At 75.2% G+C, this 23,300-nt stretch carries 18 protein-coding genes and 1 riboswitch; of the genes, 11 read left to right on the top strand and 7 right to left on the bottom strand.

Annotation, left to right across the window (positions count from 1 at the left end):
- Window positions 1-1,478: 1,478 nt before the first annotated feature.
- From ACN261_RS26595 to ACN261_RS26570, 6 genes are read right to left on the bottom strand one after another with little or no spacing between them, the layout of a single operon-like run.
- Window positions 1,479-1,961, bottom strand: a complete 483-nt coding sequence (locus tag ACN261_RS26595) for a phage tail protein (RefSeq protein ID WP_425852721.1) — start codon at window positions 1,959-1,961, stop codon at window positions 1,479-1,481.
- A gap of 1 nt (window position 1,962) precedes the next feature.
- Window positions 1,963-3,195: a phage tail sheath family protein gene (locus ACN261_RS26590; protein ID WP_425852719.1), complete on the bottom strand. Its 1,233-nt coding sequence runs from the start codon at window positions 3,193-3,195 to the stop codon at window positions 1,963-1,965.
- Window positions 3,196-3,221: 26 nt separating this feature from the next.
- The gene (locus ACN261_RS26585; RefSeq protein WP_421482386.1) at window positions 3,222-3,914 is read right to left on the bottom strand and encodes a carboxypeptidase regulatory-like domain-containing protein; all 693 of its coding nucleotides are present in this window, start codon (window positions 3,912-3,914) and stop codon (window positions 3,222-3,224) included.
- Entirely contained in the window at window positions 3,911-4,519 is a 609-nt protein-coding gene (locus tag ACN261_RS26580; RefSeq protein WP_425852717.1) for a glycine zipper family protein, read from the bottom strand. The genes ACN261_RS26585 and ACN261_RS26580 overlap by 4 nt, the downstream gene beginning before the upstream one ends.
- Before the next feature lie 11 nt (window positions 4,520-4,530).
- Window positions 4,531-4,875, bottom strand: a complete 345-nt coding sequence (locus ACN261_RS26575) for a hypothetical protein (RefSeq protein ID WP_421482384.1) — start codon at window positions 4,873-4,875, stop codon at window positions 4,531-4,533.
- Window positions 4,872-5,657 carry an LppM family (lipo)protein gene (locus ACN261_RS26570; RefSeq protein ID WP_425852715.1) on the bottom strand — a complete coding sequence of 262 codons (786 nt, stop codon included), beginning with the start codon at window positions 5,655-5,657 and terminating at the stop codon, window positions 4,872-4,874. The genes ACN261_RS26575 and ACN261_RS26570 overlap by 4 nt, the downstream gene beginning before the upstream one ends.
- A gap of 248 nt (window positions 5,658-5,905) precedes the next feature.
- On the opposite strand from ACN261_RS26570, the gene ACN261_RS26565 reads away from it, so the two are divergent.
- The 5 genes from ACN261_RS26565 to ACN261_RS26545 all read left to right on the top strand — a co-directional run bounded on the left by ACN261_RS26565 (window position 5,906) and on the right by ACN261_RS26545 (window position 11,659).
- On the top strand, window positions 5,906-7,039 hold the full coding sequence (locus tag ACN261_RS26565) for a 3-oxoacyl-ACP synthase III family protein (RefSeq protein WP_421482382.1): 1,134 nt from the start codon (window positions 5,906-5,908) through the stop codon (window positions 7,037-7,039).
- Window positions 7,036-8,391: an aspartate aminotransferase family protein gene (locus tag ACN261_RS26560; protein WP_421482381.1), complete on the top strand. Its 1,356-nt coding sequence runs from the start codon at window positions 7,036-7,038 to the stop codon at window positions 8,389-8,391. The genes ACN261_RS26565 and ACN261_RS26560 overlap by 4 nt, the downstream gene beginning before the upstream one ends.
- Before the next feature lie 12 nt (window positions 8,392-8,403).
- The gene (locus ACN261_RS26555) at window positions 8,404-9,585 is read left to right on the top strand and encodes an acyl-CoA dehydrogenase family protein (RefSeq protein ID WP_421482380.1); all 1,182 of its coding nucleotides are present in this window, start codon (window positions 8,404-8,406) and stop codon (window positions 9,583-9,585) included.
- 131 nt (window positions 9,586-9,716) lie between these two features.
- Window positions 9,717-10,169, top strand: a complete 453-nt coding sequence (locus ACN261_RS26550) for a thioesterase family protein (RefSeq protein WP_363795424.1) — start codon at window positions 9,717-9,719, stop codon at window positions 10,167-10,169.
- A gap of 278 nt (window positions 10,170-10,447) precedes the next feature.
- Window positions 10,448-11,659, top strand: coding sequence for an MFS transporter (locus ACN261_RS26545; protein ID WP_425852711.1), 1,212 nt, complete (start codon window positions 10,448-10,450; stop codon window positions 11,657-11,659).
- 4 nt (window positions 11,660-11,663) lie between these two features.
- Here the strand turns inward: ACN261_RS26545 and ACN261_RS26540 are convergent, their stop codons facing one another.
- Window positions 11,664-12,440 (bottom strand): AfsR/SARP family transcriptional regulator, encoded by a 777-nt coding sequence (locus ACN261_RS26540; RefSeq protein ID WP_425853658.1) that lies wholly within the window; start codon window positions 12,438-12,440, stop codon window positions 11,664-11,666.
- Window positions 12,441-12,731: 291 nt separating this feature from the next.
- Here ACN261_RS26540 and ACN261_RS26535 point away from each other — a divergent pair, with 291 nt between their 5' ends.
- The 6 genes from ACN261_RS26535 to cobO all read left to right on the top strand — a co-directional run bounded on the left by ACN261_RS26535 (window position 12,732) and on the right by cobO (window position 23,240).
- Entirely contained in the window at window positions 12,732-13,973 is a 1,242-nt protein-coding gene (locus tag ACN261_RS26535) for an MFS transporter (RefSeq protein ID WP_421482376.1), read from the top strand.
- A 73-nt stretch (window positions 13,974-14,046) separates the two neighbouring features.
- Window positions 14,047-14,946: an aldo/keto reductase gene (locus ACN261_RS26530; protein WP_425852709.1), complete on the top strand. Its 900-nt coding sequence runs from the start codon at window positions 14,047-14,049 to the stop codon at window positions 14,944-14,946.
- Between the two features lie 90 nt (window positions 14,947-15,036).
- Window positions 15,037-15,372: a hypothetical protein gene (locus ACN261_RS26525; protein ID WP_088646738.1), complete on the top strand. Its 336-nt coding sequence runs from the start codon at window positions 15,037-15,039 to the stop codon at window positions 15,370-15,372.
- 827 nt (window positions 15,373-16,199) lie between these two features.
- A riboswitch (cobalamin riboswitch) is annotated at window positions 16,200-16,329 on the top strand.
- A 310-nt stretch (window positions 16,330-16,639) separates the two neighbouring features.
- Window positions 16,640-20,350 carry a cobaltochelatase subunit CobN gene (cobN, locus tag ACN261_RS26520; protein WP_425852707.1) on the top strand — a complete coding sequence of 1,237 codons (3,711 nt, stop codon included), beginning with the start codon at window positions 16,640-16,642 and terminating at the stop codon, window positions 20,348-20,350.
- Window positions 20,347-22,629, top strand: coding sequence for a VWA domain-containing protein (locus ACN261_RS26515; RefSeq protein WP_425852705.1), 2,283 nt, complete (start codon window positions 20,347-20,349; stop codon window positions 22,627-22,629). Before cobN ends, ACN261_RS26515 begins: the two co-directional genes overlap by 4 nt.
- Entirely contained in the window at window positions 22,629-23,240 is a 612-nt protein-coding gene (gene cobO, locus ACN261_RS26510) for a cob(I)yrinic acid a,c-diamide adenosyltransferase (RefSeq protein ID WP_145919775.1), read from the top strand. The genes ACN261_RS26515 and cobO overlap by 1 nt, the downstream gene beginning before the upstream one ends.
- The last annotated feature ends 60 nt before the right edge of the window (window positions 23,241-23,300 follow it).

Genomic DNA, 23,300 nt, shown 5'->3' with positions numbered 1-23,300 from the left:
ACGCCCCGTCGTCGGGCAGTGCCGGCCACGGGTCGGCCCCCACCGGCCATCCGTGTGGTCCGGCCGCTCCCGCCCCGGTCGGGCCGGCAGCGGGCAGGGCCGGCCACGGGTCGCCGGCCGGGGGCGGGTCGTCTTGCGGCCACCGGGTCGCGGTGGTCCGCCGGGTGGGTTTGCCACGCGCCGGTGCGCCGCCGCCGGGGCCCGGCCGGGTTCCGTCGTGCCGGCCGCCGCCCGTGACCGGGCCGCCCGCCCCACCGGTGCCGTCCCCGCCGGCCCAGTCGCCGGTTGCCGCGCCGGTGCCGGTCGCCGACGCCGGGCCGAACAGCGCTGAGGTCGGTCGGCCGTCGGTCGGCCGTCGCCCGGCACCGGTTCCGGCGGCCGTCCGGTGCGCCAGGCCCGCCGACCGGCCCGGTCGACCGGGGTCGTCGCGGTCCGGCCACCCCGGCGGGACGAGGTCCGCCCGGCCGGGGGCCTGCGACGGTACGTCGGACCCCTGGTGCCGCGTGCCGGCCGGTGGGGGCGTGCCCGGGGCCCGGTCGGCGTCGGAGGAGGGACGGTGCCCCACCCACCCGCGTGGGGCAGGTGTTCGTGCCCCGGACACGGCAGCCGCCTCCGGGTCACGTCGCGACCCCGAACGGGGGCTGATCCCCGCCACCACCTCCGGGGCGGTTCCCGTCGCCGGCTCCGCACCGGTCTCCGTCGTGGGTTCCGGGCCGGTCTCGCTCGTCGGGGGGCGGCGCGGGCTGGTCCGTCGCCGGCCCGGTCGCAGCAGCCACCCGAGCCCGGCACCGATCGTCCACCCCGGACCGGGACGCGCCGCCACCGGACCGGGCGGTGCTCCCGCGTCGGGACGGACCGCCGTCGCCGGGTCCGGGCGATGGGTCCCCGACCGGTCCGGGCGGTGTGTCGAGGGCGGGTACGCACGGTGCGCCGAGGGCGGGTGCGCCGTCGTCGGGTCCGGGCCAGGTGCCGAGGTCGGGCGCGTGCGGTGACCCGCCGATCCGTCGGTCGGGGCGTCTGTCGGGGAGCGGTCGGCCGGGCCGGCGGGTCGGGGGTGAGGGGTACCGGTCACCGGGGTCGGTGTCGGCGACGACCCCCACGGCCCGGTCGGCGGGGTGGGGGCGGGTGGTGGCACCGGGACCGACGGGTGTGCGGGGTACCGGTCGGCGGTGCGGCCACCGGGGTCGGGCGGGTACGCCGGGGACTGGGCGGATGCCGGGGTGGACTGTCCGCGTACCCCCGGGTGGGATGCGGGCGGCGGACCCGGCGGGGCGGCGGCCGGCCCGACCAGGTCGTGCAGCAGGCCGGGGGCGTGCGTGGCGACCGTCCGCAGCCAGTGTTCCGGCGGCTGCCCCGGCCGGCGCGACACCGGGACCGGCCCGGCCCACCGTGTGGCGGGGTCGGTGATGGGGGTGGCCGGGTCGGCCGGGGCAGGGGCCATCGCGTCGGCGACGGCCCGCAGCCGGGTGGCCAGCCAGTCACGCGGTCGTGGACGCCGCGGCACTGCCGTCCTCCAACTCCAACCCCTCGTACGCGAGGGTCAGCGCCACGATCGCGATCTCCTGGGACAGGGTATGCAGGTGCGCGCCACGCCACCGCATCGGCCACGCGTTGATCAGGTTCCAGCGCAGCACCTCGGCGGTGCCGGCGGCGTCGAGCAGCACCACCGACACGTTGCGGCGGCTCACCGTCCCGGTCGCCGCGCCGTGCACCCAGTCCCACAGCTCGCGCGACGGGGTGAGCCCGAAGTGCAGGGTCACCGGCGCGTAGTCGACCTGCCCCGGGACCGACCGCACCCGGTCGTTGCCGGCCTCCCGGTAGGCCAGCCGGCCGATCGTCATCTCCAAGCCGCTGACCTCGGTGAAGTGGCCGTTGGTGATGCCGTTGATGAGCAGCTTGAAGTGGTACGCCCGGTACGGGTCGACAGGTGCGCCCGGTTGCGGGCTGGCCGGGGTCGGCATGTCAGCCTCCGATCGTCTCGGTGTCGGTGCCGCCGGCCCACTGGCTCAGCTTGAACACCACGAACTCCGCCGGCTTGACCACCGCGATGCCGATGTGTGCGACCACCATCCCGGCGTCGCGGACGTCGACCGGGTTGGTCTCCTCGTCGCACTTGACGAAGAACGCCTCCTCGGGGGTGCGCCCCAGCAACGCCCCGTCGCGCCACACCCGGGTGAGGAACGCGCCGATGTCGCGGCGGATGGAGCGCCACAGCGAGTAGTCGTTGGGCTCGAACACCATCCACCGGGTGCCGCCCGCGATGGCCTGCTCGATGGAGATCGACAACCTGCGGACGTTGAGGTAGCGCCACTCGCTGGCCTCGGCGGCCAGGGTGCGGGCCCCCCACACCCGGATGCCCTCCCCGGCGAAGTACCTGATGACGTTGACCCCCTTGGGGTTGAGCACGTCGTGTTCCGAGCGGGTGACCAGGTACTCCAGGTCGACGGCACCGCGTACCGGCTCGTTGGCGGGGGCCTTGTGCACCCCGCGCAGCGCGTCGGTGCGGGCCCAGATGCCGGCCATGTGACCGCTCGGCGGGGTGAGCACCAGCTCGCCGGTGAGCGGGTCACGCACCCGCAGCCAGGGGAAGTAGTAGGTGCCGTAGTCGCACTGCCGGGCCCGGTGGGCGGTGCCGGTGTCGGGGTCGGCCGGCTCGCCGGCCTTGCCGTCGGCGGGCTTGCCGTCGCCGGCCTTGCCGGGGCGCGTGGGGGTGGCCACCCGGGTCAGCGTCGAGATGTCCTCGATGCCGGGCGGCGGGTCGCAGATCGCCACCATGGTGCGCAGCCGCTCGGCCATGCTCAGCAGCGCCTCGTGCGACACCGGGTCGTGGAAGCCGGGCGCGGCGAGGATGGCCACCTCGTCGATCGCCTCCACCAGTTGCAGCCCGGTGCGCCGCTGCCCGGTGCCGGTGAGCTGCCCGTCGGCGCCGACGTTGACCACCCAGCAGCGGCTGCCGCCGTTGTCGAGGAAGCCGAAGACCGCCCGGGCCAGCGGGGTGCTCTCCAGGTCGTCGCCGTCGGCGTACAGCCGGAGGAACTCCGACCAGCTGGTGACGGCCAGCGCCCGGTCGACGTGGGCGGTGCGGTTCGGTGCGACCCCGACGAACGCGGCGACGGCCATCCCGACCGGCCCGATCGGTCGGGCGGCGCTGGGCACCTCCTCGACGTAGATGCCGGGGGAGAAGTAGTGGGGCATCGGTCCTCCTGTACGGCCGGTCCGGCTCAGCGGGCCGGGGGTTCGCAGACGATGACGATGTCCGCGTCGGCCGGGTCGACCTCGGCGGTGAGGGTGCGGCCCCGGCCGACCAGGCGCAGCCGGACCGGCTGGTCGGGGTGCTCCGGGTCGTGCGGGACACCGGCGAGCCGGAACCGCCCGCCCGCGTCGGTGTGGGTGGCGTACGGGGTGCCGACCAGTTCCACCCGCAGCGCCGCCAGGGGTTGCCGCTGCGGGCCGACCACCCGGCCGACGAGGTCACGCAGGTCCAGCCGGCGCAGCCGCAGCGGATGCAGCACCGGTGGCGCGACCGGCGGCGTGGACGTCACCTGGGCCGGCACGTCGACCAGTAGCGCCGGCCGGGGGGCGACGCCCAGCGTCACCCACAACGCCGGGTCACCGGCCTCCAGCACCAGCTCCGGCTCACCGGCCGTGGCGGCGGCGGTCAGCACCCGGTCCAGCCCGGCCAGCGCGGCCGGGCCGGCGGCGGCGACCAGGTAGCGGATCGTGAACCGGTACGGCGCGGGCGTCCCGGTGCCCCGGGTCTGCCGGGCCGGCCGCAGGGCCAGCGGCCACAGGGTCAGCCCGACGCCCCCGTCGGCGGGCGGGCCGACCGGGACGTCCTCGCCGGCCGCCCCGGCCAGCCAGGCGGCCAGCCCGGCGGTGGCCGCCTCGACCGGTCCCGGCCCGTCGCCGGTCATCGCGGCGGCGTTCCCTGGATGCGGTACGCGATGGCCTCGTTCCACACGTGCGGGTAGACGCCGATCTCGAAGTACCTGGTGAACCGGTTGATGGGTGCGTTGGCGTGGTCGTGCCAGAGCAGCCACACCGGGGCGATGGTGAACAGCACGTAGTTGAGCGCCACCAGCGGCAGGTAGAGCGGCCCGAGCAGCCGGGCCTGGAGGATGTGCACGTCCTCGTGGCGTTGGATGCCGGGGCCGGCACCGGCGCAGACCGTGCCGATGGTGGTGGCGTAGCGCGGGGACACCCCCTCGACCAGGCTGACCCGGCAGGTGTGCTGCGAGGTGGGCCGGTCCAGCGAGTGGCCGACGACCAGGTGCAGGGCGAGGTAGAGCGCCCCGGCGGCGGTGTTCGGCAGGCTCCAGGTGTGGTCGACGACGAACAGGGCCACGCCCCGGGCGTCCGGGCCGTACACCCGGGCGGCGGCGACCGACCAGCCGAACGGGACCCCGATCAGCAGGCCGACGACCGCGCCGATCAGCAGGCCGACCGGACCACCGGTGGTCACCCCGAGCGCCGCCCCGCACAGGACGTGGACGGTGGCGCTGACGATTCCGTAGACCATGACACGCCTCCTCAGACCCAGGAGCGGACGAAGCGGGGCTCCCGCCCCTGGGCGAGCTGGCCGGGGGTGGCCCGGGTGGGCTGCCGGTTGCCGGACGGTAGCTGGTTGACGCCCAGCGCGGCGGAGAAGATGACCAGCCCGTTGAAGAACGCGATCAGCCACTTCTCGCCGCCCGCGTCGGTGGCGAACGCCGCGGTGGCGTACGACAGGAGCAGCGCCACGCCCAGGGCGATCCACTTGCGGGCCCTGTCGCTGTCCGGGCCGAGCAGGCCGCCGATGACGTTGGCGGTGAGCAGGGTGGCGGCGCTGGCACCGGCCACGGTGCCGAGGGCGGCCCAGGTGAAGAGATCGTTCACGGCGATCCCCCTTCGGATGGTGCGGGACGGGCGGGGGCGGCCGGGGCGGCGGCGGTGCCGCCCCGACGGCGCAGCAGGACGGCGGTGACCCCGCCGGCCAGCAGGAGCAGGACGAGGACCGCCCCGGCCACCGGCAGCCACGGGAAGCCACCCGGGTCGTCGGTGCCGCTCGCGGCGGCGGGGCTGGCCGACGGGGTGGGGCGCGGCGGGGCCTCGGCGACCGCCCGCAGTTCGGCCGGTTTGGGTTCGCTGGCGACGACCTTCCAGGTGACCGAGCGTCCGGTGATCGTGCCGTTGGAATCGATCACCCGGCCGGGAAAGGTCACCGAGATCTCGAACGACATGAGATGCAGGAACCGCTGCTGGTTCTGGGGATCCTGTTCGGCCACCTTCCCGCCGTATTTCTTGGGGTCGAGCGGCAGGCTGAACCGGTAGAGATCACCGTCGCGGACGAGCTTCACGCTCTCGCTGGTGAAGTTTTCCAGCGGGGTTTTCCGATAAGTGATCTGCGCGCCGTAGAAACGCTCGTCGTCGTAGACGGTCTCCTCGCCGGCGGGTAGGGCGGGAATGTTCTCCCGCAGTTCGGCGTAGGCGACCACGAGGTTCTTGTTGCGGCTGCTGAGCACGGACTTCTCCGCGGTGAGCAGGAGCTGCCCGTCGACGGTGTCGTCGGCGTTGACGGTCAGCCCCAGGTTGAGCTGCATGCATCCGGCCAGCAGGGTCAGCAGGGCCAGACACGCCGTGAGCCGGGCCACCCTGCCGCGCCCGCGTCCGGTATTCATGGGCACATTGTGTGTGATCCACTTCACACCGGGCAGTCGGCGATCGGTCAGATGGCTGTCTCCGATCTTACCGATCCGCTTATCGGTCCGGCCGGCACGGATATGGTCCGCCGGTCGATATCCTGGAGGGTCGGCATCCATTACCGACCATTGTGGATGATCGCGGGAAACCCATTTCCGCGTCCGCTAGATCTGCGTTAAATCTCGGCGGCGACGGGTGCTGAACACGCCGGCCGCAGCCTGGGGACATGCATGCCGACGCCGAACAGGCAAGCCCGACCGAACCCCGCCGCCACGACCCACGACGGCCCCCTGCCCGCCCCCTCGCCGCCGCCGTCCGCACCCCCACCCCGGGTGCGACGCCGGGCATCCTCGCCACCGGTGCCTGCCTACCCGAGCAGGTGGTGACCAACGCGTCGCTGGCCGCGGCGCTCGGCGTCACGGCCGACTGGATCGTCGACCGGACCGGGGTCCACGAACGCCGCGCCGCCGCGCCCGGCGAGGCCACCTCCGACCTGGCCACCCACGCCGCGCGGCAGGCCCTCGACCGGGCCGGCGTCGACCCCGCCGACGTCGGCCTGATCATCCTGGGCACCTCGACCCCGGACCTGCCGCTGCCCGCCACCGCCTGCCGGGTGCAGGCCAACCTCGGCGCGTGGGGCGCGTACGCGATGGACCTGGACGCCGTCTGCACCGGCTTCCTCTACGCCCTGGACGTCGCCCACAAGATCATGCGGTGCGACCCGGCCATCCGGTACGCCGTGGTGATCGGCGCGGACACCTACTCGCGCATCCTCGACTACACCGACCGGCGCACCTCGGTGCTCTTCGGCGACGGCGCGGGCGCGGTGGTGCTGGGCCGCTCGGCCGCCGCCGCCGACATCGCCTACACCCGGCTGGGCAGCGACGGTCGGCAGCACGACCTGGTCCGGATCCCCGCCGGTGGCAGCCGCGCCCCGGCCAGCACCGCCACCGTCGCCCACGGCGGGCACCACTTCACGATGGACGGCCGGGCGGTACGCGCGTTCGCCGAACGCAAGCTGCCGGAACTCGTCGCCGACGCCACCGCCGCCTGCGGGCTGACCGTCGCCGACCTCGACCTGCTCGTCCCGCACCAGGCCAACGTGCGGCTGCTGCGCGAGGTGACCAAGGAACTCGGCTTCGTCGCCGACCAGGTGGCGATCAGCGGCACCCACTACGGCAACACCGGCGCCGCGTCCGTGCCGGTGACCCTCGACGCGGCGATCGACGCCGGCCGGGTCCGCCCCGGGGCCCGGGTCCTGCTCGCCGCCTTCGGCGGGGGGATGACCTGGGGAAGCGCCCTGATCACCTGGCCCGGCGGCACGGCCGGCCAACCGACCCACGAGGAGCCAACGGCATGAGCATCCTGTCCGACTACGCCAAGCGCACCCCCGGCTCGAAGGAACACTTCGCCCGGGCCGGCGCGATGATCCCGGCCGGGGCGACCCGCAGCCTCAACTCCTGGCCGCCGTACCCGGTCTACCTGGACCGGGGGGTCGGCGGCACGGTCTGGGACGTCGACGGTAACGCCTACCGCGACTTCCTGGCCAACTACACCGGCCTGCCGCTGGGCTACGCCGACCCGGACGTCACCGCCGCCATCCGGGAGCAGTTGCCGCACGGCACCTCGCACTCGTTCTCCCGCACCCTGGAGGCCGAGCTGGCGGGGCTGCTGGTGGCGCGGGTGCCGAGCCTGGAGCGGGTCCGGTTCACCGGCTCCGGCACCGAGGCGGTGATGTTCGCGCTGCGCCTGGCGCGGGCCCACACCGGTCGCCCGCTGGTCGCCAAGGCCGAGGGCGGCTACCACGGGACCACCGACGACGTCATGATCAGCGTACGGCCACCGGCCGACCTCGCCGGTGACGTCCGGTCGCCCGCCTCCGTGCCGGAGATGCGCGGCATCCCCGCCTCCCGTACCCGGGAGACCCTGGTGGTGCCGTTCAACGACGTCGCCGCGTCGCAGCAGATCCTGCGCGCCCACGCCGACCGGGTGGCGGCGCTGGTGCTCGAACCGGTGCTCGGCGTCGGCGGGATGATCCCGGCCACCGCCGAGTACCTGACCGCCATGCGGGCCACCTGCGACGAACTGGGCATCCTGCTGGTCTTCGACGAGGTGATCACGCTGCGGCTGGCGCACGGCGGCGCGCAGCAGGCGTACGGCGTCACCCCCGACCTGACCACCATGGGCAAGATCATCGGTGGCGGGCTGCCGATCGGCGCGTACGGCGGCCGGGCCGACATCATGGGGTTGCTCGAACCCCGGGGCGGCACCGACGTCTACGACTCCCGCTCCGGCGGCCCGGCGCTCTACCAGGGCGGCACGTTCACCGGCAACGCGCTGAGCGTCGCCGCCGGCATCGTCACCCTCGGCAAGCTCGACGCCGCCACCATCGACGCGCTCAACCGCACCGGCGACCTGCTGCGCCGCGAGCTGACCGGGGTGTTCGCCGGTGCGCCGGTCGACGCCGTCGTCACCGGCGTCGGGTCGCTGTTCAACATCCACATCGGCCCGCGCCGGGTAGCGGTCTTCCGCGACGTGCGCGCCGTCGACGCCGCCCGCCAGCAGGCCTTCTTCCTGGGTCTGCTCAACCACGGCGTGATCGTCGCCCCCCGGGGCATGGGCTGCGTCACCACCTGCACCACCCCGGATGACGTCGCGGCCTTCACCGCCGCCGTCCGGCTCACCCTGCACGACATCACCGAGGCCGGCTGAGAGGGCACGACGATGCAGATCACCTGGACACAGGAGCAACACGCCCGCCGGGAGCGGTTCCGCCGCTTCGCGGCGACGACCGTCGCCCCCGGCACCGCCGAGCGTGACCGCGCCGGGGTCTTCGACTCCAAGTCCTGGCAGGCGCTGGCCGACGAGGGTTTCTGGACCGCCCACCTGCCCCGCGAGCACGGCGGTGACGGGGGCACCCTGTGGGACTTCCTGGCCGGGCTGGAAGGGCTCGCCCAGGGCGCGGACGACTCCGGTTTCGTACTGTCCGCCGTCGCCCACGCCGGCCTGCTGCACGTACTGTGCGAACACGGCACCCCCGAACAGCGTCGGCGGCTGCTCCCGGCGCTGGCCGGCGGCGCGGTGGGCGCCACCGCCGCCACCGAACCGGCCGGTGGCTCCCACGTCGCCGCCGTCGGCACCCGGGCCCGCGTGCACGGCGTCGACGACTGGCGACTCACCGGGCACAAGGCGCACATCACCAACGCGCCCGTCGCCGACCACCTGCTGATCGTCGGCCGGCTCGACGGCATCGGCCCCCGGGACATCACCCTGTTCGTGCTGGACCGCGACCGGCCCGGCGTCGACACCGGCGTCGCCGAGGACCTGCTCGGCCAGCGGACCAGCCCCACCGGGCCGATCATCCTGGACGGGGTGCCGGTCGGCCCGGCCGACGTGGTCGGGCCACCCGGCGACGGGCTCGCCACCCTCTACTCGTTTCTGGCCTTCGACCGGCTCATGTACGGCGTCGTGGTCGCCGCCCAACTGGAGGCACTGCTCCCCGTGGTGCTGCGCCGCTGCGCCGAGCGCCGGGCGTTCGGCGTCCCCATCGGCGAGCACGAGTTCATCCAGGACAAGGTCGTCGGCATCCGGACCACCATCGAGTCGGCCCGGCACCTCGCCTACGCCGCCGCCGACGCGCTGGTCCGGGGCGACGACGCCTACAGCGCGCTCGCCTCCTGCGCCAAGCTGGCCGCCTCCGAGGGTGCGGTCCGGTCCACCGTCGAACTGGTCCAGATCTTCGGGCACGCCGGCTACGACCGTACCGGCGGCATCGAACGGCACCTGCGCGACGCCGTCGCCATCCGGATCGCCGGCGGCACCACGGAGATGCAGAAGAAGAACATCTACAAGGACGTGGTACGCCGCTACGCCACCCCGGTCGACGCGCCGGCGGTGCCGGCGTGACCGCCCCGACGGGCCCCGGCACCGTGGCCGTTCCGGCGGGTTCCGGCGGCGTTCCTGTTCCGTCGGGTTCCGGTGGCATGGCCGCTCCGTCGGGTTCCGGTGGTGTGGCTGTTCCGTCGGGTTCCGGCGGTGTGGCCGCATCCGGTGCCGCGTCCGATCCGGCCGGTGCTGCCGGTGGGGCGGGCGCCGCCGGTGCGGGGCAGGGGCGTCGGGTCGAGGGGGAGCGGACCCGGGTGGTCCGCGAGGACGACTGCGCGACCCGGTGGGGCAACGAGGGCCTGATGGTCCTGTCCACCCCGGCCATGCTGGGCCTGATGGAACAGACCTGCGTGGAGGTGCTCGCCCCGGTGCTGTCGTCCGGCGAGATGACCGTCGGCGTCGGCGTGACGCTGACCCACGCGGCGGCGGCCGGTCGTGGTGAGCCGGTCACCTACCGGGTCGCCCTCACCGTGGCGGGCCGCGACGTCGACGTCGACTTCACCGTGGTCGGTCCGACCGGGACGGTGCTCGGTCACGGCTCCCACCGGCGTCGGATCGTCGACCGGGCGGCCTTCCTCCGCCGACTGGCACCCCCGACCGGCTAGCCCACCCGCCCCCGGGGGCCCGGTCGGGCCCCCGGGGCACCCGTGCCCCCGCCCGCGCCGTCATGCGGTGATCAAGAGGTTCGCGTCACCGGCCACGGTTTCCTGACGCAAACCTCTTGATCACCCGGGCGGGAGGACCACGTGGGCGGGGGCGGGGGGAGGGGAGGGGGCGGGCGGGTGGGTGGGGGTGGTGGAGCGGTGGGGTGGGTGGTGGGGTACCGAGCGTGTCGGTGGTGACTACTGTTCGTCCCCGGTGGACGGGTGGGAGGGGTGGTCGGGTGGCGACGTCGCGGGTGGACCTCTCGGGTCGGGCCGGCACGCCTTTGCGGGCGATTCTGCGGTCGCCCGGCTGGGTGGGCTGGGCGGTCGCCACCTTCGGGGCCCGGCTGCCGGTGGCGATGGCCCCGCTGGCACTGGTCTTCGCCGGCCGGGCGCTCAGCGACGGCTACCTGCTCAGCGGCCTGCTGGTCGGCGCGCACACCATCGGCGAGGCGGTCGCGGCACCCGCCGCCGGTGCGCTGATCGACAGGTGTAACCCGCGTCGCGTGCTGGCCGGGTGCCTGGCCGCCGAGGCGCTGCTGTTCCTGGCCGCCGCCGTGGTGGTCGGCACCGGTGGCGGCACGGCGCTGCTGGTCGTCCTCGTCGCGTTGGCCGGTGCGGTGCCGGCCGGCGCGCCGGGCGGTCTGCGGTCGATGCTCACCCACCTGGTCGACGTGGCCGTGCTGCCCCGGGCGCTGTCCCTGGACACGGTGCTCAACCAGGTTTGCTGGGGGCTCGGACCGGTGCTGGTCGGGGTGGCGGTCGCCGCCGTCTCGCCCGCCGCCGGTGTCGGCCTGGTCGCGCTGCCGGCCGCGATCGCCGCGGGGGCGGCCCTGCGCCTGCCCGATCCGGCGGCGGCCCGGCCCGCAGCCGGGCGCAGCCGGGTGCTGCCGGTGCTACGCCTGCTGGCCCGCACCCTGGCGTTGACCGCCGCGCTGCGGGTGCTGCTCGGGGTGCTGACGGTGGCGGCGGTGCCGCTGTTCACCGGCAGCGGGCAGGCGTCGCTCGCCGGGCTGGCCCTCGCCGCGTACGCGGTCGGGACCGGCCTCGGCAGCGTCCTGTACAGCCTGCGGAGTTGGCCGGGCGGCCACCAGCGGCAGGCCGACGTCGCCCTGCTGGTGCTCGGCCTGGTGGTCGCGTTCGCGGTGGTCGCGCGACCGCACGCCGTCGCGCTGCTGACGCTGTACGCCGTCGCCGGGTTCTTCGAGGGGCCGACCGTGCTGGCCCGGTCGCTGCACCTGGAACGGGTCCTGCCGCCCGACCGCCGGGCCACCGGCTTCTCCCTCCAGTACGCGGCGATCGGCTGGGGGTTCGCCGTGGGCAGCATGGTGCTGGCACCCCTGTTGACCCGCTGGGGCGCGGCCACCGTGGTCACCGGGGCGGGGCTGGCGGTGGCGGCGCTCGCCCTCGTGGCGACCCTCCTGCCCTCGCGCCCCGACCGGGTCCGGTGACCCGTCACCGGTACGCCGACCCCGACCATCCGGCCGCGGCGGGTCGGCGGGCGTCGGACGGCTCGCTGAGCGCCGGGTCGCCGTCGAGTACCCGCCGGTGCAGCCGCTGCAACGCCGGCCCCGGCTCGATGCCCACGCCGTCGGCAAGCGTCTGACGGAGGTCGCGGTACACCGCGAGGGCGTCGGCCCGGCGGCCCACCTGGCACAGCGCCCGCATCTGCATGTCGCGCAGCCGTTCCCGCTCGGGGTGGAGGGTGACCAGCGCGGCCAGTTCCTCGACGGCTTCGTCGTACCAGCCGAGGCGCAGGTAGGCGTCGGCGCGCATCTCGATGGCGAGCAGCCGCCGTTCACCGAGCCGTCGGCTCTCGGCCAGGATCGAGGGGGACGGGTCGACGTCGGCGAGCGGGTCCCCCCGCCAGGCGGCCAACGCCTCGGACAGGGACCGCACCGCGTCGTCGAGCCGGCCCGCCGCGAAGGCGGCCCGGCCGCGCACCACGTTGGCGTCGAAGAGGTGACTGTCGACGTCGCCGCGTGCCAACCGCAGTTTGTAGCCACCCGGGCCGGTGGTGATGGCCCGCCCCACCGACGGGGGCAGACTGCGCCGGAGACGGAAGACGTACTGCCGGATCAGATTGCCGGCCGAGGCGGGTGGTTCGTCGGGCCACACCTCTCTGGCCAGGCGTTCCACCGGGATGAGTACATTTCCGTTGACCGTCAGAACCGCCATCAGTTTGCGCTGCTTGGGAGCATTGATGCAGTAGTTCTGCCCGGGAAGTATCACAAATGTTCCGAGTATGCCGAACTTCACGAATCCCCCACGATGCGCGTGCCCCCGTACCGTCAGTGCCCACCACTGATTGAAGTTAATCGATCAATAATGACGGTGCCGCGCCATCTCCGTTCGGCCGCGCCGCTGCGGTAAGGAGCACATCGCGCTTGTGGCCGTGACGAAAGCGGTGTGAGATCAGCGGTGGGACGTCGGGCCCGGACGGGACATACCGGGCCGGGAGAACGGCCCACACCAGGAAAGCCGGGCCGGGAAGGCCATGCCAGGGGAAGAGGACCGCGCGCCGTGAACACCGCCACCGAGAACCGAGCCGTCCCACCCCCGGTGGTACGGGCCGCCCGTACCGGGGTCGCGGTGGTCTTCGCCCTCAACGGCCTCGCGGTGGCGACCTGGTTCTCCCGGGTCCCGGCGGTCCGCGACGCGCTCGGCCTCAGCGCCGGCCGGCTCGGACTGCTGCTGCTGGCCATGTCCGGAGGCGCGGTGCTGGCGCTGACCAGTGCCGGACTGGTGACCCAGCGGCTCGGCCCGGCCCGCACCGTCGTCGCCTCGACCGTGCTGGTCGCGGTCGGCCTGGCCGGGGTCGGCATCGCCACCCCGCTCGGCTCGCTGCCAGGCGTCGCGGTCGGCCTGTTCGCCCTCGGCTACGGCTCCGGCACCTGCGACGTGGGCATGAACGTCGAAGGTGCGGCGGTGGAGAAACGGCTCGGCCGCACCATCCTGCCCCGCTTCCACGCCGCCTGGAGCCTCGGCTCGGTGGCCGGCGCCGGACTCGGCGCGGGCGCCGCCCGGCTCGCGGTGCCGATCACCGTGCACCTGGCCGTGCTGGCGGCCGTGGTGCTCGGCGGCACCCTGCTCGGGGCGCGGAACTTCCTGCCCGCCCTGCCCGCCTCCACCGCCGACGGCGCCGCGTCGGCCCGCCGGGGTGGCCTGCTCGCGGCCTGGCGGGAGCCGCGCACCCTGCTCATCGGCGCGCTGGTGCTGGTGATGGCGTTCACCGAGGGCAGCGCCAACGACTGGCTGGCGGTCGCCTTCGTCGACGGCTACGGGGTCAGCGAGGCCGCCGGGGCCGCCGTCTTCGGGGTGTTCGTCGCCGGCATGACCATCGGCCGGACCGCCGGCACCGTGGCCATCGACCGCTGGGGTCGGGTGCCGGTGCTGATCGGCACGATCCTGTTGGCCGCCGCCGGCTCCCTGCTGGCGGTGCTGGCCGGCTCCGGTCCGCTCGCCGTCGTCGGGGTGGTCCTCTGGGGGCTCGGCGCGTCGCTCGGGTTCCCGGTCGGGATGAGCGCCGCCGCCGACGACGAGGAGCACGCCCCCGCCCGGGTCAGCGTCGTCGCGGTGATCGGCTACACGTCGTTCCTGGCCAGCCCGCCGCTGCTGGGTCTGCTCGGCGACCACGTCGGCATCCTGCACGCCCTGCTGGTGGTGCCGGTGCTGCTGATTCCGACCCTGGCCCTGGTGCCGGCGACCCGTCCACCGGCCGGTGCCGCGCCGCAGACACCCGCCGGCCCGATACAGAAAACCTAACAGTCGTCGGCCCCGGCCGGTATCGGGTGCGCGGCCGTTACGCCGGGTCACCGCCGCTGGCTAGGGTCGCCGGATGCCAACCGAGATCACCGCCGCAGCGGCGGGCCGCTGGACCCTGGGCGACCGCACCGTGCACCGGATGGGCTTCGGCTCGATGCGGCTCACCGCCCACCCCGACCGGGACCGGGCGCTGCGCGTCCTGCGCCGGGCCGTCGAACTGGGCGTCGACCACATCGACACCGCCGCGTTCTACGTCTCACCGGGCGGCACCCTGAAGGTCGGCACCGGCCCCGCCCGGTACGCCACCGAACTGATCCGCGCCGCGCTCGCCCCGTACCCGGAAGGGCTGGTCGTCGCCACCAAGGTCGGCTTCCGGGACGACCCGACGACCGGCCTGCACGAGGAGGCCGGCCCGGCGCAGCTGCGCGCCCAGGTGGAGGAGAACCTGCGCCGGCTCGGCCGCGACCACCTCGACCTGGTCAACCTGCGGATCGTCAGGCGGCCCGCGCCGGACTCCGTGGCCGAACGTTTCGGCGCGCTGGCCGAGCTGCGCGACGCCGGCCTGATCCGGCACCTGGGTCTGTCCAACGTCCGCCTCGACCACCTCGACGAGGCGCAGACCGTCGCCCCGGTGGTCTGCGTGCAGAACAACTACGCCCTGGACAACCGCGGCGACCAGGACGCCATGGTCCGCGAGTGCGGTGCCCGGGGGATCGCCTACGTGCCGTTCTTTTCCCTGACCGGCGGCAACCGCGAAGGCGGGGCCCGCACCGACCACGGCGCGGCCGTACGCGCCGTCGCCCGCGCCCACGACGCCACCCCGCAGCAGGTACGTCTCGCCTGGACGCTGCACCAGGGCCCGCACGTGCTGGCCATCCCCGGCACCGGTGACCCGGCCCACCTCGCCGAGAACGTCGCGGCCGCCGCGCTGCGACTCACCCCCGACGAGCTGGCCGCGCTCGACCGGCGGTGAACGGGCCGCCCAGCCGGCTGTCACCGGGCTCGCAGCGCCCTTCCAGGTGGGGGTGCTCCACTGGAGGGACGCCGAGGAGAGGACGGGCAGATGGGCTGGTTCAGCCGACGGACCCGGGCTGACGAGGGTATCCCGACCAAGCTCGACCGGGAGGCCACCCGGGACGACCTGACCGCGTTGGCGGACTTCGTGGCCGCCCACCGGGGGGTGGAGTTCTATCTCGAACCCGAGACGACCGCCACCGACACCACGGTGGTGGCGATCGCGCACGACGGGGAGTGGATCCGCCGCCGCACCGGCTCCCCGCGTACGGCGGCGAAGCTGGCCCACCGGCACGCGGTGCCCCTCTACGAGGCGGCGAAGACCGGGTACCCGGAGCGGATGCGGGCCTGGAACCGGGCCCACCCCGAGCGTCGCCTCCGCTGATCCCGCAGCAACGCGTGAAGCGTGGCGGGGTTGTGGCCCCGTGGGATGTGGGTCCGTGGGATGTGGGTCCGTGGGGGTGCGGCCACGGCGGCGGGTGCGACCGCCGGCCGCCCCGGTCGCCTGCCGCTGCGGGGCAGGGGTGTGGGGTATGTCGTCGCGGGCCCTTTCGAGCTGATGACGGTGACGGATCGGCCCCGCCGGGTGGGACGACCCGTACCGCCAGGTCGGGGGTGGCCGGGGTGGCGCGGCCCCGCGGTACCGGATGGGCCTGTGACCGGAGGGCCTGCGGCACCGGAGGAGGCGGCCCCGTGGCCCCGGGCCGGGGCCGCCGCCCTCAGGCCGCCCCGGCCCCGGGGTGTCGGGCGGGTGGCCGGCGCTACCCGGCGCGACAACTGTCCGGCCAGGTCGGCCGCGCCGGCCCCCGAGTCGTTGACGTCATCAGCTCGACAGCGTGCGAGAGAGGTGTCCCGGCCGACCAGGGCCGGGTCGCCCGGGGCCGGGCAGCCTGAGGGCGGCGGCCCCGGCTCCGTGCCGCCCGGATCAGGTTCGTGCCGCCCGGATCAGCTCCGTGCCGCCCAGTTCCGCGCCGGTCGGTCGCGGACGGTGGCGCTTCCCCGGGCGGGTGGCGGGCTCCCTCGGCGGATCGGTGGGTGCGCGGCACGGGACGCTGCGGGTCGACCGTCGGGAGGGACCGGGCCCACCCGGGAACGTGGGCAGCGGCGGTCGCCGGCCTCGCCACGGGGGGCGATCGGTGCCCTCGCGGGGCCGGTGGCCGCCGTTGACCTCGGGGTGAGGAGTGTGGCAGCATTCGCGGCCTGACGGCAGTGAAGGAAGTCGGTGCGATTCCGACGCGGTCCCGCCACTGTCACCGGGGAGCGATCCCCCCTCGTGGGTCACGACCGTGCGTGCACGGTTGGAAGGCCGGGGGTGAGCGTCGATCCGGGAGCCAGGATACTTCGGCCGTCGGAGAACCCCAGGGCGTGGACACCCGAGGAGGACCCGATGACGCACAGCGTCACTGCCGACCCGATCACGGTCGGTGACTTCCGCATCACCGTAGAGCCCGCGCCGCCGCGTGCCCCCACCTCTCCCACCGTCGCCGGCCGTCGCCGGGGCGGTCGGCCTGCCACGTACCGCTGACGGCCGGTCCGGGGTGCCCCGCCGCCGGTGGGGTGCGTCGTACCTCCGCCGCCGCTGACCGGCGTCCCTCCCGCCCCGCTCGGCCCGGCCCCGTGGTCGAGCCGGACGTCACTCTCCGGAGCCGCACGTGCGCATCCTGCTGTTGTCCACCGCCGACACCGATCTGCTCGCCGCCCGCGCCAGCGCCGCCGACTACCGCCTCGCCAACCCCACCCGGGTCGACGTGGCCGCCGTGCCCGCCCTGCTCGACGGGGTCGACCTGGCCGTCGTACGGTTGCTCGGCGGGCGGCAGGCGTGGCCGGACGGCCTCGCGGCGGTGCTCGGCTCCGGCGTCCCCACGATCGTGCTCGGCGGCGAGGCGGTGCCCGACGCGGAGCTGATGGCGGCCTCCACGGTGGCCTCCGGGGTCGCCACCGAAGCGCTGTCCTACCTGGTGGAGGGGGGCGCGGACAACCTCGCCCAGCTCGCCCGGTTCCTCTCCGACACCGTCCTGCTCACCGGTGAGGGCTTCGACCCGCCCACCCCCACCCCGCCCTACGGCATCCTCGACCACCGCCGCCCGTCCACCCCGGTCGACGGGGCGGACCCGGTGGCCGGACCGGACGGGGGCGGGCGGCCCACGGTGGGGATCGTGTTCTACCGGGCGCACGCGCTGGCCGGCAACACCGGTTTCGTGCAGACCCTGGCCGACGCGGTCGACGCGGCCGGCGGCGAACCGCTGCCGATCTTCTGCGGATCGCTGCGCGGGCTCACCCCCGGCGACGGGCCGCTGGACCTCTTCGCCCGCTGCGACGCGCTCGTCGTCACCGTCCTCGCCGCCGGGGGGACGGTCGCCGCCGACGCCTCCGGCGGGGGCGACGAGGACGCCTGGGACGTCGGCGCGCTCGCCGCCCTCGACGTGCCGGTGATCCAGGCGCTGTGCCTGACCAGCACCCGGGAGCAGTGGGCTGCCAGCGACGCCGGACTGTCCCCGCTGGACGCGGCCATGCAGGTGGCCATCCCCGAGTTCGACGGTCGGATCGTCACCGTGCCGTTCTCGTTCAAGCGGATCGACGCCGACGGGCTGTCGGTCTACGCCGCCGACGCCGAGCGGGCCGGCCGGGTCGCCGGCATCGCCGTCCGGCAGGCCCGGCTGCGCCACCTGCCCAACGCCGGCAAGCGGGTGGCGATCGTGCTCAGCTCCTACCCGACGAAGCACTCCCGGGTCGGCAACGCCGTCGGCCTGGACACCCCCGCCTCGGCGGTCCGGCTGCTCGCCGCCCTCGCCGCCGACGGGTACCACCTCGGCGACGCGCCGCCACCCACCGACGGGGACGCGCTGATCCACGCCCTGATCGCCGCCGGGGGCCACGACGTCGAGTGGCTCACCCCGGAACAGTTGGCCGCCGCCGAGGCCCGGGTGCCGGGGAAGACCTACCGGCGCTGGTTCGACCAGGTGCCGGTCGACCTGCGGGACCGGATGCGGGAACACTGGGGTGAGCCACCCGGCCAGCTCTACACCGACGCCGGGGACATCGTCCTGGCCGGTCTGCGGTTCGGCAACGTCACCCTGCTGATCCAGCCGCCGCGCGGCTTCGGCGAGAACCCGATCGCCATCTACCACGACCCCGACCTGCCGCCCAGCCACCACTACCTCGCCGCGTACCGGTGGCTGGCCGCGTCGGTCGACGACGGCGGGTTCGGCGCCGACGCGGTGGTGCACCTCGGCAAGCACGGCACGTGCGAGTGGCTGCCCGGCAAGGGCCTCGGCCTGGCCGCCGACTGCGCCCCCGACGCCGTCCTCGGTGACCTGCCGTTGGTCTACCCGTTCATCGTCAACGACCCCGGCGAGGGCACCCAGGCCAAGCGGCGGGCGCACGCCGTCGTGGTCGACCACCTGGTGCCCCCGATGGCCCGCGCCGAGACCTACGGCGAACTGGCGAAACTCGAACAGCTGCTGGACGAGTACGCCACCGTGCAGGCCCTCGACCCGGCGAAGGTGCCGGTGGTCCGGGGGCAGATCTGGGAGCTGGTGCGCGCCGCCGAACTCCACCACGACCTGCACACCGAGGCGATGCCCGCCGCCGACGACTTCGACGACTTCGTGCTGCACCTCGACGGCTACCTGTGCGAGGTCAAGGACGTGCAGATCCGCGACGGGCTGCACGTCCTGGCCGGGGTGCCCACCGGTGAGGCCCGGGTGAACCTCGTCCTGGCCGTGCTGCGTGCCCCGCAGGTGTGGGGCGGCAGCCGGGCCCTGCCGGGCCTGCGCCAGGCCCTTGCCGCCGGTTACGGCCTCGACGAGCAGGCGCTGCTCGCCGAGCCCGGGGCGCGGGTGGCGGTGCCGACGGCGCTGACCGACGTCGTCGACGGGCCGGCGGTCACCGCCGCCGACGCGGTGGACCTGATCGAGGCGCTGGCCCGGCGGCTCGTCCTCGGCATGGAGACCCTCGGCTGGGATCCCGACCGGGCCGACCCGGTGGTCGCGGAGGTGACCGGCGGGTCCTGCCCCGACGCCGCCGAGGTGCTGCGGTTCGCCGCCCGCGAGGTGGTGCCCCGGCTGGACCGCACCACCGACGAGATCACCCACACCCTCGGCGCGCTCGCCGGCCGGTTCGTGCCGCCCGGACCGTCCGGGTCGCCCACCCGGGGCCTGGTCAACGTGCTGCCCACCGGCCGCAACTTCTACTCCGTCGACCCGAAGGCGATCCCCAGCCGCAACGCCTGGGACGTCGGGGTGGCGCTGGCCGACTCGCTGCTCGCCCGCTACCTCGCCGACACCGGGGAGTACCCGCGGTCGGTCGGGCTGACCGTGTGGGGCACCAGCGCCATGCGTACCCAGGGCGACGACATCGCCGAGGTGCTGGCCCTGCTCGGCTGCCGGCCGGTGTGGGACGACCGGTCGCGGCGGGTCACCGGCGTCGAGGTGGTGCCGGTGGCGGAACTGGGCCGGCCCCGGGTCGACGTCACGGTCCGCATCTCCGGCTTCTTCCGGGACGCGTTCCCGCACGTCGTCGCCCTCCTCGACGACGCGGTACGGCTCGTCGCCGCCCTCGACGAGCCGGCCGGGGACAACTACCTGCGCGCGCACGTGGCCGCCGACCTCGCCACGCACGGCGACGAGCGGCGGGCCACCGCCCGCATCTTCGGCTCCAAGCCCGGGGCGTACGGGGCGGGACTGCTGCCGTTGATCGACGCCCGCAACTGGCGCACGGACGCCGACCTGGCCGAGGTGTACGCCGTCTGGGGCGGCTACGCCTACGGCCGGGGCCTGGACGGGCGGGAGGCGCGGGCCGACATGGAACGGTCCTTCGCCCGGATCGCGGTGGCGGCGAAGAACCAGGACACCCGCGAGCACGACATCGTCGACTCCGACGACTACTTCCAGTACCACGGCGGGATGGTGGCGATGGTGCGGCACCTGACCGGGACCGCCCCGGCCGCGTACGTGGGTGATTCGGCGATGCCGCACGACGTGCGTACCCGCACCCTCGGCGAGGAGACCCGGCGGGTGTTCCGGGCCCGGGTGGTCAACCCGAAGTGGATCGCGGCGATGCGCCGGCACGGCTACAAGGGCGCGTTCGAGCTGGCCGCCACCGTGGACTACCTGTTCGGCTACGACGCCACCGCCGGGGTCGTCGACGACTGGATGTACGAGCGCCTCGCCGAGGCGTACCTGTTCGACGGGCAGACCCGGGAGTTCCTGGAGCGGTCCAACCCGTGGGCGCTGCGCGGCATCACCGAACGGCTCCTGGAGGCCGCCGAACGCGGCCTGTGGGCCGCCCCCGACCCCACCACCCTGGACCGACTCCGGGAGACGTACCTGGCCACCGAGGGCGACCTGGAGGATCTCCAATGAGCGGTTTTCCCTTCTCGGCCGTGCTCGGGATGGACGACATGCGGCTGGCGCTGCTGCTCAACGCGGTCAGCCCGGCGATCGGCGGGGTGCTGGTGCGGGGCGAGAAGGGCACCGCCAAGTCCACCGCCGTGCGGGCCCTGGCCGCGCTGCTCCCGCCGGTGGACCGGGTCGCCGGGTGCCGGTTCGGCTGTGACCCGGCCGCCCCCGACCCGACCTGCCCGGACGGCCCCCACCCGGGTGCGGGCGGGCACGACGACCCGGCCGCCGCGCCGGTGGAGCGCCGGCCGGCCCGGCTGGTGGAGCTGCCGGTCGGTGCCGCCGAGGACCGGGTGGTCGGCTCGCTGGACCTGGAGAAGGCCCTCGCCGAGGGGGTACGCGCCTTCGAGCCGGGCCTGCTCGCCGCCGCCCACCGGGGGGTGCTCTACGTCGACGAGGTGAACCTGCTCCACGACCACCTGGTCGACCTGCTCCTGGATGCCGCCGCGATGGGCCGCTGCCACGTCGAACGGGAGGGCGTCTCGGTCAGTCACGCCGCCCGGTTCCTGCTGGTCGGCACGATGAACCCGGAGGAGGGTGAGCTGCGTCCGCAGCTGCTCGACCGGTTCGGGCTCACCGTCGAGGTGGCCGCGAGCCGCGACCCGGTCGTCCGGGTGGAGGTGGTGCGCCGCCGGCTCGCCGCCGACGCGGACCCGGCCGGGTTCGCCGCCCGGTGGGCCGCCGCCGACGCCGAGGTGGCCGCCCGGGTGGCCGCCGCCCGGGACCGGCTCGACGGGGTGCTGCTGCCCGACGCCGCGTTGCGGCAGATCGCCGAGGTGTGCGCCGCGTTCGACGTGGACGGGATGCGCGCCGACATCGTCACCGCCCGGACGGCCGTCGCGCACGCCGCCTGGCAGGGCCGGGACCGGGTGACCGCCGACGACGTCCGGGTCGCCGCCCGGCTCGCCCTGCCGCACCGCCGTCGCCGCGACCCGTTCGACACCCCGGGCCTGGACGAGAAGCGCCTCGACGAGGCGTTGCAGCGGGCCCGCGACGAGCACCCCGACGACGATCCGCCGGACACCGGGCCGGCCGGTCCGGGTGACCCGACCGGCGGGCCGGACGGTGCCGGCCCCGGTGGGCCGGGCGGCCCCTCGGCGGGCGGCCCCGGCGACGGGTCGGGCCCGCAGTCACCCGACGACGCCGGTGGGCCGCAGGACGCCGGTGGTCCGCTGGGCCACGACGACCACCCGCGCGCCCGGACCGGTCCGGCCTCCCCACCGTCCGGGGACGACCGGTGGCCGGACCGCATCGACGACGGCGGACCGGCCGGCGACGACGGGCCGGACACCGGACACCGCGCCGACGGCCGGTCGGGACGCCCCGACGACGGGTCCGCCGAGCACGCCGGTGCCCGTCCCGGGCGACCCGGCCAGGACGGCACCACGAACCCGGGTGACCCGGCGGGCACCGGCTCGGTGGCCGTACCGCAGCGGGGGTTGACGGCCCGGTTGTTCACCGCGCCGGGGGTCGGCGACGGGGTGCCCGGCCGGCGGTCGCGGGCCCGGACCGGGCGCGGACGGACCACCGGGGCCCGGGTGCCCGCCGGCCGGCCGGCCGCGGTGCACCTGCCGGCGACCCTGCGCGCCGCCGCCCCGTACCAGGCCCGGCGGGGCCGGTGCGGCGGCCGGCTGCTGCTGCGCCCCGACGACCTGCGGGAGGCGGTCCGGGAGGGCCGCGAGGGCAACCTGGTGCTGTTCGTCGTCGACGCCAGCGGGTCGATGGGCGCGCGGCAGCGGATGTCGGCGGTCAAGGGTGCGGTGCTGGCCCTGCTCACCGACGCCTACCAGCGGCGGGACATGGTGGCGGTGGTCGCCTTCCGGGGTGCCGGCGCGCAGGTGCTGCTGCCGGCCACCTCCTCGGTGCTGGCCGCGTCGGCGCGGCTGGCCGAGCTGCCCACCGGCGGGCGTACCCCGCTGGCGGAAGGGCTGCTCGTCGCCGCCGACCTGCTGCGGGTGCAGCGGCTGCGGGACCCGCGGCGGCGTCCGCTGGTGCTGGTCGTCACCGACGGCCGGGCCACCGCCGGGCACCGGCCGCTGGAACGTTCGGCGCGCGCGGCGGCCGTGCTCGCCGCCACCGGCGCGCCCTGTGTCGTGGTGGACTGTGAGTCCGGCCCGGTGCGGCTGCACCTGGCCCACCGGCTGGCCGGTCAGCTCGGCGCGGCCCACCACCGCCTGGACACGGTCACCGCCGACCCGCTGACCGGGCTCGCCACCGTCGGAGCGAATCGGAGCGTGCGCTGATGCCGCAGGGAAAGCCGGAACACGTCCCCGCCGACGGCTTGACCACCCGGCAGCGGCGGCACCGTCCGTTGACCATCGTGCACACCGGGCAGATGAAGGGGAAGTCGACGGCGGCGTTCGGGTTGGCGCTGCGGGCCTGGACGGCCGGGCTGCCGATCGGGGTGTTCCAGTTCGTCAAGAGCGCCAAGTGGCGGGTGGGTGAGGAGAACGCCTTCCGGGCCCTGGGCCAGGTGCACGCCGACACCGGGCAGGGCGCGCCGGTGGCCTGGCACAAGATGGGCGAGGGCTGGTCGTGGATCCAGCGCGGCGGCGACGCCGACCATGCCGCCGACGCCCTGGAGGGCTGGCGGCAGATCCAGCGTGACCTGGCCGCGCAGCGCTACGGCCTGTACGTCCTCGACGAGTTCACCTACCCGATGAAGTGGGGCTGGGTGGACGTCGACGAGGTGGTCGACACCCTCACCCACCGGCCCGGCTTCCAGCACGTGGTGATCACCGGCCGGGACGCCGACCCGCGGCTGGTCGAGGCGGCCGACCTGGTCGCCGAGCTGACCAAGGTCAAGCATCCGATGGACGCCGGCCAGAAGGGCCAGAAGGGCATCGAGTGGTGACCGGACCGACCCGCCGTACCGACCAGCGCCGCCCGCCGGGCAACGCGCCGGCCGGTCACC

This window comes from Micromonospora sp. WMMD723, assembly GCF_049863385.1.
Lineage (GTDB): Bacteria > Actinomycetota > Actinomycetes > Mycobacteriales > Micromonosporaceae > Micromonospora > Micromonospora wenchangensis.
The sequence above is the reverse complement of the archived record's forward strand: the minus strand, read 5'-3'. Positions and strand labels throughout refer to the sequence as shown.

Bases quoted from the DNA above. Each gene is read 5' to 3' on its own strand.
- ACN261_RS26555 (WP_421482380.1), top strand. From the start codon at position 8,404: ATGCAGATCACCTGGACACAGGAGCAACACGCCCGCCGGGAGCGGTTC.
- ACN261_RS26595 (WP_425852721.1), bottom strand. From the start codon at position 1,961: ATGCCGACCCCGGCCAGCCCGCAACCGGGCGCACCTGTCGACCCGTAC.
- ACN261_RS26530 (WP_425852709.1), top strand. From the start codon at position 14,047: ATGCCAACCGAGATCACCGCCGCAGCGGCGGGCCGCTGGACCCTGGGC.
- ACN261_RS26560 (WP_421482381.1), top strand. From the start codon at position 7,036: ATGAGCATCCTGTCCGACTACGCCAAGCGCACCCCCGGCTCGAAGGAA.
- ACN261_RS26570 (WP_425852715.1), bottom strand. From the start codon at position 5,657: ATGAATACCGGACGCGGGCGCGGCAGGGTGGCCCGGCTCACGGCGTGT.
- ACN261_RS26525 (WP_088646738.1), top strand. From the start codon at position 15,037: ATGGGCTGGTTCAGCCGACGGACCCGGGCTGACGAGGGTATCCCGACC.
- ACN261_RS26515 (WP_425852705.1), top strand. From the start codon at position 20,347: ATGAGCGGTTTTCCCTTCTCGGCCGTGCTCGGGATGGACGACATGCGG.
- cobO (WP_145919775.1), top strand. From the start codon at position 22,629: ATGCCGCAGGGAAAGCCGGAACACGTCCCCGCCGACGGCTTGACCACC.
- ACN261_RS26590 (WP_425852719.1), bottom strand. From the start codon at position 3,195: ATGCCCCACTACTTCTCCCCCGGCATCTACGTCGAGGAGGTGCCCAGC.
- ACN261_RS26580 (WP_425852717.1), bottom strand. From the start codon at position 4,519: ATGGTCTACGGAATCGTCAGCGCCACCGTCCACGTCCTGTGCGGGGCG.
- ACN261_RS26565 (WP_421482382.1), top strand. From the start codon at position 5,906: ATGCATGCCGACGCCGAACAGGCAAGCCCGACCGAACCCCGCCGCCAC.
- ACN261_RS26585 (WP_421482386.1), bottom strand. From the start codon at position 3,914: ATGACCGGCGACGGGCCGGGACCGGTCGAGGCGGCCACCGCCGGGCTG.